This is a genomic window from Flavobacterium sp. (genome assembly GCF_028712645.1).
GTDB lineage: Bacteria > Bacteroidota > Bacteroidia > Flavobacteriales > Flavobacteriaceae > Flavobacterium.
In genome coordinates, this window is sequence record NZ_JAQTPQ010000134.1 from 1 (window position 1) to 9,643 (window position 9,643).

A 9,643-nucleotide genomic window follows, 5' to 3' on the forward strand; every position below is an offset into this window, starting at 1 on the left:
ATGTATTGGTAGCATTCAGCCAAATTCTGTTTCTTTCTACAGCCTTGGTTTTGAAAAACTGGCCTACGGTGTTCCCGATTCTTTGCGTGTTTTTAAATGTCAAAGCGGTACCTGTTCCGTTGGCTTCTACGAAAAATCCTTGCCCTGTTTGGATGATTCCAATTGGATCTACAACTTGGGCTTCGCCGTTTGTGGTAAATGTTCCTGCAGTCCAAGAGCAATACGATGGACTTAATGGATTGTTTGTTTTTCTCCAAAAGTACAAGGTTCCAGTTATGTTAGTGTTGTCAGTGACAAATTGTGCCATATTTATTGGAGATGGATATGGATTTCCTGTTAAATTGAAACGGAATCCTACACCGCCATTAGTCATTGTTACTGGAATATTGCCGTTGTTTGGAACTCCTGTAAAACTTCCGTTCCAGATGGTTGGAATTGTAGGATGCGTATTGGGCATACGGATTAAATAACCAGTTCCAATGTTGAAATCAAACGTTGGAGCAATGGTATTATATAAATTCGTTGTTGGATTATAAACATAAAAACGATTGGTCAAGGTTGCGGGGGAGAACGCCAATAATTGTTGTCCATTGACTGGCGAAGACCATAAGGTGTAATCTTGTCGTATCAATGGTGAACTGTTTCGTTTTACGGTAATGTTTCCGGCATTGGCTACATTGTCAATTTGAACGAGATTAGCATTATTCTCGAAAGTCAAACTGGCAGTAGGAGCGACGGTAACTGCACCAGAAATGTTGAAATTAAATCCTGTTGGAACCGAAACGACAGACGTTCCTGTAACTTCTAAACTACAAGCGGTTAAATCAGCTGTTGCAGTAAAATTGCCTGCGATAATGACTTTTTGGGTGGCAACTGGTGCAACTGGCGACCAAGAACTCCCATCCCAAGTGCTGGTAAGGGCACAAGCACTTCCTTTTGAGCCCAAAGAAAAAGCAGAATAAGAATTTAAATTGACGTTTGCATCAGATGTTATTGAACCGTCTAATAAAGTGCTTGCTCCTCCTAGAATAGAAGTGGCATCAACAGTTGAGGGAATCAAAACCCATTTTAAACCGTCGTATCCTGCAAGAGTTAAATTGGATAATGAAGAAATCGTCGTTCCTTCAAACTGTGTTAAATTAGTTATATCGCTAGATGCTCTCCAAGTTAAAGAAATTTTGGCATTGGCAACAGCCCCACGAATATCCCAATATTCTATCGGAGATATTGCTTTGACATTTGCATCTAAAGTAGTACCTATCGTGTTGGGATTGGCTCGAAAATAGGCTCCGTCAACTCCAGTACTTGAACTTGGTATGACTCCAGCTGGGGCATAAACCCCTGATTGTCCTATTGGGAAAACAAATGCTGTAGCTCCTTTTGTACTAGCATAACCGTCAACAAAATGGCTGGATGATGCTCCACTCCAAGTGGCTGTCGGAGAAAAGGTTAATTTTCCGTAAGTCAAGGCAGTTCTGGTCGTTTTGGTTTGTGCAAGTCCTGCTCCAAAATAATAGGTATTAGAAGATAAATAAACCGAAGTATTATCTCCAATAAAAAGTATTTCATTGTTTTGAACTTGTGCCAATAGCGAATTTCCTAAAAAAGAGATTAAAATTAGTATCCCTTTTTTAAAGAAAAAAGATTTCATATTTTGTTGTAATATCATTTCATATTTTTTTTTAAGATTAAATATTGTACATAATTTTTTAGATTTTAAAAAGAACGAACAGGTCTAAATGGAAAAGTTGCTCCTTTAACAGTAGTTCCTTGATTTCCATTTGTCATTTGAATATACCAAGCTTGTGTACTCGAATCTTCTGAAGAAGTCCAATAAGCAAAGTCTTTATATCCGAGTAATGCTTTATTAGGGTAAATTAGTTGCATTTCTTCTTTGCTTGGCAAATACCAATCTTCATAACCATTTGATATTAAATCATAACAGGTTTTTGCTGCTGAAGTATCAGCGCAGACTGCAATAATATTTCCTGTATTTGTAAGTCCAGAATTTGACACAGCACCTACTGTTACTCCTTCGCAACCCCATAAAAGACTATAATTGTACATAGGTCCAACGATTAGACCGTGTTGCTCAGTAGCATCAAGGTAGGCAATAGTTCCGCCTTGATAATTTTGACCAATTGTTAATATTGGTAAGCAAGGTCCCCAAGTAGGTTTTCCGTTGCAAAAAGTAAGCGTTTGATCTTGAGTTCCTGGAGGAACTAGTACCCAAGCCGTTCCATTCCAATAATTCATTTGCCCAACTGCTGTTCCTGCTGGCATTGAGCTATTTTGCCAAGTAGCATTACCTGAGGCATCTGATGTTAATACCTTCCCAGCAACTGCTCCAGATGTTATTTGCAGAGCAGTTGTTTTTGTTTTGCCTACAACGTCTAAAGTTTCGGTAGGAGAAGTATTATTAACACCTACTTTGCCCGTACTGGCTTGAATTGTTAGTCCTACTGCCCCTTGAGATTGCAAGAGTAAATTTCCCGCATCGTTTCTTAATGTGGCATCATTAATTCCGCCATCGGAAAGTCTAGTAGAGGAATTCAAAAATAAATGCAACCCATTACTCGTGTTATTGGTTAAACTTAAAATTGAAAAGGCGTTACTGGCATTGCTTGCATTAGAAATTAGTGCCCCAACTCGGTTGTTTACGTTTCCGTTGATATGAAAATTTGTTAATGGATTAGTGGTTCCAATGCCTATATTGCCACCATTGTTATAAAGGTTACTGCTATTAGTTATCCAAGAAGTTCCGTCCCAAAAAGGAGTGTTTCCTGTTGCGTTTCCAGCAGTTAGTAAGCCAGGGATTCCTTGAATTCCTGTTGAAGCTGTCCAGAGTGGAGTAATCGTAGTGCCTTTGTTTATTTCTAAAGCATTGGAAGTGAGGTTAAAAATAGTTAAACCTGTTGCGGGATTTACTATGGCATCTCTTTCTAAAGTTGTCATTCTTGGAAAGAGAAAACCTTTGGTTGACGAACTTACATCTAAAATTGCAGAGTCATCTGGGGTTGTAGTGCCAATTCCTGTTTGTGCATTTAGTATTCCCGCTACAAATAGAATAGTTAGGAATGTTAAAGTAATTTTTTTCATAATTATAATATTATTGATAATATTCTACGACTAAAAAAGTATTGTTTTCAGAACCCCAACTTAAACCATAATCAAGACCATTGTTTTGTAGCACTTTTACCTGAATGGCATCGCCCGGCGTAACATCTAACAAAGGAGAAGAAAAATTCCAGCCGTTAAACAACAAAAAATCTTGATTTGTCGAAACTCTCGTTGATGCCCAACCATAATTACTTCCGTTTAAGGTAATTATGGCTTTGGCACTATGAAAAACATTGAGAGGTGTTAAATAAAACATTAGAAAAGAAACTCTTGTCGTAATTCGCACCTTACTGACACCAGCAGGAATGGTTATGGTTTGACCATCAAGACTCAAAGACGAAGCATAATCAATATAGGGAGTAAGCCAAGTAAGAGTTGTCATTGTATTGTTATTAATCATTGGTGTTCCAGACGAACCAACATCTGTTTGTAGTTTTCCTAGATATTTTAATCCCGTTGCATCTTGCCAAGTTGCATTTCCAATAGCATCGGATGTTAATATTTTTCCAGCTACTGCGCCATTGGTTACTTGCAAATCGGTAGTTTTTGTTGTTCCAACAACCTCTAAGTTTGCCGTTGGAGTTGTAGTTCCAATACCAATATTACCACCATTATTAAAAAGGGAACTACTATTAATTATCCAATTTGTCCCGTTCCAAAAAGGTGTATTTCCTGCTGCGTTTCCTGCTGTTAGTAAGCCCGCTGTTCCTGGAGCGCCTGTAGAAGCTGTCCAAAGTGGAGCAATCGTAGTGCCTTTGTTTATTTCTAAAGCATTGGTAGTACTATTAAATACGGTTAAACCCGTGGCTGGATTTTCGATAGCATCTCTTTCTAAAGTGGTCATTCTTGGAAAGAGAAAACCTTTGGTTGAAGAGCTTACATCTAAAATTGCAGAAGCATCTGGGGTTGTAGTACCAATTCCTGTTTGTGCATTTACTATTCCTGCTACAAAGAGAATGGTCAGGAACGTTAAAGTAGTTTTTTTCATAATGGAGTTCTTTAAAATATTGAACGGCAAAGTTGAAGTAATAGAAAATAAAATCATATAAGGGCTAGCCCTTGTTTTTTTGTTGTACCTCTGTGTTTCATATAAAAAAGATATTTTTGTAAAAAATAAAGAAATATGCACATTAATAAATATAAGGTTGTTGCTGTTTTATTACTTTTAGTAGTATTCGAATCTTGTAAAAATGAAAATAAAAATCAAGTCTTTTATAGCAAGTCTCCTAATGAAAAGTTGGATAATACTTGTGAATGGCTATCAAAAAAGGAGCATTTTTTTGAGAAGAACTATTTGAGTACATTTTATAACTACTATAACACTACTATAAAGGAAGGAAAATATACTGCCGCTGCTGAATCATTAGAGATTGTTTCTAAAATAAAAATAGATAATCTATCTTTTGATGATACTTTTCTAAAAACAATTAATTCGTTTTTATTACTTTATAAGGATAAAATTCCTGAAACAAAAACCACTTTTTTATATTCCTACATTGCAAACTATTATAGCGACAAAGGCGATTCTAAAAAAGCGATTTTAAATTTTAAAAAAATCACTAAAATTCAAGCAATCGATTATTATAGTTGCAACAATTTGGGCGATGCGTATTATAGTTTAGGATATTGTTACAGTAGCATTGGAGAACAAGAATTAGCATTGCAAAACAATTATAAAGCATTAGATTGCTTTGAAAAAACAAGATATAACTCTGGTAAAGGCTATGTTTATAGTAATTTCACGAATATTTATGTGTTTACAAAAAATTATTATGAGGCTGAAAAAAATATCGATAAAGCAATAAAATGTTTTAAAGAGGCAAATGATAACAACAATGTTTTTATGTGCTTGTATAACAAAATAGCTCTGTTGGACGAAAAAAAAGACAAGCGTTTTTCTATACTTGTCGATTCGGTTTACAATGCTGCAAAAAAAATCAAAATATTAAATACCGGATTGAAAATTGATTTGACAACTTGTTACATTCAAAAACTGGTGGACGAGGGTAATTTGTCTTTAGCAAAAGATAAATTGGATGAAATTAAACCAATAGTCGATTCATTAAAATCGGAAAGTTCTTTCGTTGTTTATAGTACTTCACTTTCTCATTATGAGATTAAGGCTAATAAAGGTATATCCGACATTTTAACCTATAAAAAAGCAATTCCTATATTCAAAGAATATGAAGATTACCAAAATTTAAAAATTATATATTCATTATTTAAAGCTGACGCATTATCAAAAAATGATTATAAAAAAGCTTTGTATTTTACGGAAGAAAAACAGAAGACAGAAGAGTCTTTAGCCAATGAATTGACTAAAGTCAAGGTAATTGAAATGGAAACTAAATATAAGACGAAACAAAAAGAACAAGAGTTAACCCTCAAAAAATTGCAAATAGAAAAAAATAAAAAACTTATTTCAATACTAATAACCTTACTTGTGTTGATTGTTTTATCAATTATTGTAATTGCTTTTTTTAGGAATAAGAAAAAATTAAAACAAGAAAAAACGCTTAAAACAATGTTTACCAAGCAATTATTGGAAAACACCGAGGACGAACGTAAGCGAATTGCAAACGACTTGCATGATGGCATCAGTCATGAATTACTAAATTTAAAAACATCATCTAAAAAAGATATTTCGGATTTAAATAGTAAGATTGACATTATAATAAATGAAATTCGTCAAATTAGTAGAAACCTACATCCAGCTATGTTTGACAGAGTGGGTTTGGAATTTAGCATCAAACAATTAGTGGAATATCTAGAATCGAAAAATCAATTTATGATTACCACCGATATTAAATACACTAAAAAATTAACCCCCGAAAATGAATTGCAATTGTATCGAATCATACAAGAATCGTTATCAAATGTTATTAAATATGCCGATGCACACTCGGCCAGAGTCTCCTTAAAAGAAGTAGAAATTTTTTTAATTTTAGAAATAAAAGACAATGGAAAGGGATTTAACGTTGACGAAAAACTGAAAGGTAAAACAGCATTTGGTTTGCACAGCATAATAGAAAGAGGCGCCATTACAGGAGGCAAAACAAGTATTTTTTCTGATAATTTAGGAACTACTATAACTGTAAAAATACCATTAACAGTATGAAAACCATTATTATAGCTGACGACCACTCGTTTACCCTTCAAGGCACTAAATCCTTTGTAGAGTCTATTGGATTTAGAGTTTTAGAAACTTGTAATAATGGAATATCGGCGTTCAATTTAATAAAAGTGCATCTTCCTAATATTGCTATTTTAGATATTAATATGCCAGGTCTTGATGGATTGGAGATTTTGCAAAAAATTCACGAACAAAAAATAAATATAAAAATTATTCTATTAACGATGCACAGAGATAAAAGCGTGTATAACAAAGCGTTAGAATATGGTGTTTTTGGATATATTTTGAAAGAACAAGCCGATATAGAGTTAGAAAAATGCTTGAAAGCCATTGATTCAGATAAAAAATATGTCAATCTAGATTTAGATAGTGAACTGATTTTTCATACAAATTCGGCAAAAAATCATACCAAAGAATTATCCGTTTCCGAAAAAAAAATATTAGAATTAGTTGCTCAACAAAAAAGCTCACAACAAATTGCAGAACTTCTTTTTATTTCCAAAAAAACAGTCGAAGGTCACCGACGAAATATTATCGAAAAACTAGGGCTTCCAAAAGAAAAATACGCACTACTTATCTGGGCAATCCAGAATGTGAAATAAAATTTTATGAGACTCTCTACCATTATTCTTGGAGAGTTTGATAAATAGGGCAATTCAAAAAAACCGTCTTTATGGATAAAAAGATGTTTCTGGAATAATTTAGACCATCTGTTTAAAGCCATTTTTCTAATAAAGTAGATTTTGGAACTTGGCGAAAATAAACAAATTTGATTCAGGAAGGATGAAAATTCACATACGATCTTCATAAAATTTACCATATAAAATTGAGGACTCAATAGATTTATTTGCATTTTTTTTACATTAAAACGAGTATCTTTGGCACTCGCAAAGCGAGTGATTCAGTAAATAAAAACATCGAAAATGACTTCTAAAAAGTTATTCTTTACACTTTTAATCCTAGTTTCCTTTTCAGCAAAAGCTTCTTTTATCCTTTTGCCAATGGATGAAACCACTCAGCAAAATCATCTGAAGGCTTACGGAATTACCTATTGGTGTATCGAAAAAAAATACAAAGCCAGTTGGTTGCTCAATTATCGTGGCGGCTCTTTTTTATTTCCAGATGCAACTGAAATTAGGAAAGAGTGCCAAATTCGTGGCGTGAGTTTTGAAGTGTTGAGCGATGCTGAAACTAATCAAATTTTGGAATTAATAGCAAGTCCTTCTCAAAATATGGATGCGGTAGCTCTCGAAAAAGCCCCTAAAATTGCCGTTTATACGCCCAAAGGGAAACAACCCTGGGATGATGCCGTTACGATGGTTTTGACTTATGCCGAAATCCCGTTTACACCTATTTATGATGAAGAAGTTTTGGCAGACCAATTAATTCTTTATGATTGGGTACATTTACATCACGAGGATTTTACAGGACAATACGGAAAATTTTATGGTTCTAACAGGAATTCTCCGTGGTATATTGAACAAAAAAAAGATGCTGAAGCTTTGGCGACAAAATTAGGTTATAATAAAGTTTCGGAAGAAAAATTGGCTGTAGCCAAAAAAATCAGAGATTTTGTTATAGGTGGTGGATTTATGTTTGCAATGTGCTCGGCAACGGATAGTTTTGATATTGCTTTGGCTGCCGATGACGTAGATATTTGCGAACCAATGTTTGACGGTGATGCAAGTGATGCTAGCTATCAATCTAAGATAAATTATACTAGTTCATTTGCCTTCAAGGATTTTATTCTTGAGAGAAAACCTGAAAAATATGAGTTTTCGGATATAGATATGACTGAAAAAAGGAAAATTCCAATGGAAAAAGATTATTTTACTTTGATGGAATTTTCGGCAAAATGGGATCCAATTCCTAGTATGTTGTGTCAAAATCATACCCAATTGATAAAAGGTTTTATGGGACAAACGACTTCTTTCGACCAAACCCTTGTTAAATCGAATGTTCTGGTGATGGGAAGTTGTGAGCTCAACGGTGAAGCACGATACATTCACGGCGAAAAAGGTAAAGGAATGTTTACTTTTTACGGTGGTCACGATCCTGAGGATTATCAGCATAGAGTGGGAGATCCTGCTACAGTTCTTGATTTGCATCCTAATTCTCCTGGTTATCGGTTGATTTTGAATAATGTTTTATTCCCAGCTGCGAGGAAGAAAAAAATGAAAACGTAATAGTTAATAATTATTTGTTTTTTAGTCATTATTATGATTTTTATCATACGTATAACTTTCTAAAGTGCGTTATTTTGCACACATAATTAAGGAGATATTCTGATAAAAATTATTCTTATGTTAAAGCTCAAAATAGTACTATTAGTAATATTACTTCCATTACTTGGAATTTCACAAGTACACACCGAAAAAAAAATTAATCAACAACAGCAAACTTGGGTTAGTTTAAATAATACTATAATGTTTGATAAACATTGGGGATTGTTGGCTGATTTTCATGTGAGAAGAACCGATTTTTTAGATTCAGAAAGTTTTTATATGGCACGAGGAGCAGCAGCTTATGTTACTGAAAATAAACAAATAATAGCGTTGGGTTGTGGGCATTTCTGGTTTGCTCCATCAAATCCAAATTGGAACACTTTTTCAAATCAAGATTTCATTTATCAGTTGTACCAGTTTAATTCAAAAATAGGTAAGGCGTCTGTCTTGCATCGTTTTCGGAATGAGCAGCGCTGGCAGCAAATAATTGTTAATGATATTAATACAGGTAACAAACAATTTACAGATAGAGTTCGCTATTTAATAAGTTTTGACATCCCAATTTTTAAGAATAAATCATTACCAAGGCTAGCAATTTCCGATGAAATTTTAGTTCAATTTGGAAAGGAAGTTGTTTATAATACTCTTGATCAAAATCGTTTTTTTATTGGTATAAAACAATCAATTAACCCAAAACTTAGTTTTGATTTTGGTTATATGAATGTCTATCAACAAAAAAAATCGGGTTATCAATACGATATGAATCACACTTTGAGGTTGTTCTTTTATTATAAAAATGATGCTAATTCAATTACCCATTTTGGACATCATTCACAGTAATAAGTCATTTTTTGCTTTGTAAATCATTTAATTCAATGAAAATTTAAACCAAATAGGAATATGATCGGATACTATTCTTGCGTGTTCTAAAGAATCAAAATTTTTATAAAAGGGAATAATTCCAGTATAAATAACGTGTATTTTTGAAGTGTTATAAAACATATTATCAAATTCAGAAGCGAGACAATCTCCATTAATATATTCTTTTTTTAAAGAAGTTTTTTGATTTATAAGTATTGGCAAATATCCCATTTTTTTATTGTATTTAAAACAATTGGACTTTAACCGAAATATATATATTTATTAATGATAAAAAGGGGTGTTA

7 protein-coding genes and 1 pseudogene are annotated in these 9,643 nt (G+C 33.6%); 4 read left to right on the forward strand and 4 right to left on the reverse strand.

The window, feature by feature from the left end; genetic code table 11:
• The 3 genes and pseudogenes from PHC28_RS11130 to PHC28_RS11140 form a co-directional block, all read right to left on the reverse strand.
• Positions 1-1,669 (reverse strand): annotated as a pseudogene (locus PHC28_RS11130) (hypothetical protein); the annotation flags it as partial.
• Positions 1,670-1,716: 47 nt separating this feature from the next.
• Entirely contained in the window at positions 1,717-3,099 is a 1,383-nt protein-coding gene (locus PHC28_RS11135) for a DUF1566 domain-containing protein (protein WP_300100132.1), read from the reverse strand.
• A 10-nt stretch (positions 3,100-3,109) separates the two neighbouring features.
• Positions 3,110-4,108, reverse strand: coding sequence for a hypothetical protein (locus PHC28_RS11140; protein ID WP_300100135.1), 999 nt, complete (start codon positions 4,106-4,108; stop codon positions 3,110-3,112).
• A 135-nt stretch (positions 4,109-4,243) separates the two neighbouring features.
• On the opposite strand from PHC28_RS11140, the gene PHC28_RS11145 reads away from it, so the two are divergent.
• The 4 genes from PHC28_RS11145 to PHC28_RS11160 all read left to right on the forward strand — a co-directional run bounded on the left by PHC28_RS11145 (position 4,244) and on the right by PHC28_RS11160 (position 9,318).
• The gene (locus PHC28_RS11145; RefSeq protein WP_300100137.1) at positions 4,244-6,238 is read left to right on the forward strand and encodes a sensor histidine kinase; all 1,995 of its coding nucleotides are present in this window, start codon (positions 4,244-4,246) and stop codon (positions 6,236-6,238) included.
• Positions 6,235-6,855, forward strand: coding sequence for a response regulator transcription factor (locus tag PHC28_RS11150; protein WP_300100140.1), 621 nt, complete (start codon positions 6,235-6,237; stop codon positions 6,853-6,855). Before PHC28_RS11145 ends, PHC28_RS11150 begins: the two co-directional genes overlap by 4 nt.
• 321 nt (positions 6,856-7,176) lie before the next feature.
• Positions 7,177-8,439: an asparagine synthetase B gene (locus PHC28_RS11155; protein ID WP_300100142.1), complete on the forward strand. Its 1,263-nt coding sequence runs from the start codon at positions 7,177-7,179 to the stop codon at positions 8,437-8,439.
• 117 nt (positions 8,440-8,556) lie between these two features.
• Positions 8,557-9,318: a DUF2490 domain-containing protein gene (locus PHC28_RS11160; protein WP_300100145.1), complete on the forward strand. Its 762-nt coding sequence runs from the start codon at positions 8,557-8,559 to the stop codon at positions 9,316-9,318.
• A gap of 27 nt (positions 9,319-9,345) precedes the next feature.
• Here the strand turns inward: PHC28_RS11160 and PHC28_RS11165 are convergent, their stop codons facing one another.
• Positions 9,346-9,570 (reverse strand): hypothetical protein, encoded by a 225-nt coding sequence (locus tag PHC28_RS11165; RefSeq protein WP_300100148.1) that lies wholly within the window; start codon positions 9,568-9,570, stop codon positions 9,346-9,348.
• Positions 9,571-9,643 lie beyond the last annotated feature (73 nt).

What these genes read in the sequence shown, in the direction of transcription:
- PHC28_RS11135 (WP_300100132.1), bottom strand. Translation starts at nt 3,099, where the DNA reads ATGAAAAAAATTACTTTAACATTCCTAACTATTCTATTTGTAGCGGGA.
- PHC28_RS11140 (WP_300100135.1), bottom strand. Translation starts at nt 4,108, where the DNA reads ATGAAAAAAACTACTTTAACGTTCCTGACCATTCTCTTTGTAGCAGGA.
- PHC28_RS11145 (WP_300100137.1), top strand. Translation starts at nt 4,244, where the DNA reads ATGCACATTAATAAATATAAGGTTGTTGCTGTTTTATTACTTTTAGTA.
- PHC28_RS11150 (WP_300100140.1), top strand. Translation starts at nt 6,235, where the DNA reads ATGAAAACCATTATTATAGCTGACGACCACTCGTTTACCCTTCAAGGC.
- PHC28_RS11155 (WP_300100142.1), top strand. Translation starts at nt 7,177, where the DNA reads ATGACTTCTAAAAAGTTATTCTTTACACTTTTAATCCTAGTTTCCTTT.
- PHC28_RS11160 (WP_300100145.1), top strand. Translation starts at nt 8,557, where the DNA reads ATGTTAAAGCTCAAAATAGTACTATTAGTAATATTACTTCCATTACTT.
- PHC28_RS11165 (WP_300100148.1), bottom strand. Translation starts at nt 9,570, where the DNA reads ATGGGATATTTGCCAATACTTATAAATCAAAAAACTTCTTTAAAAAAA.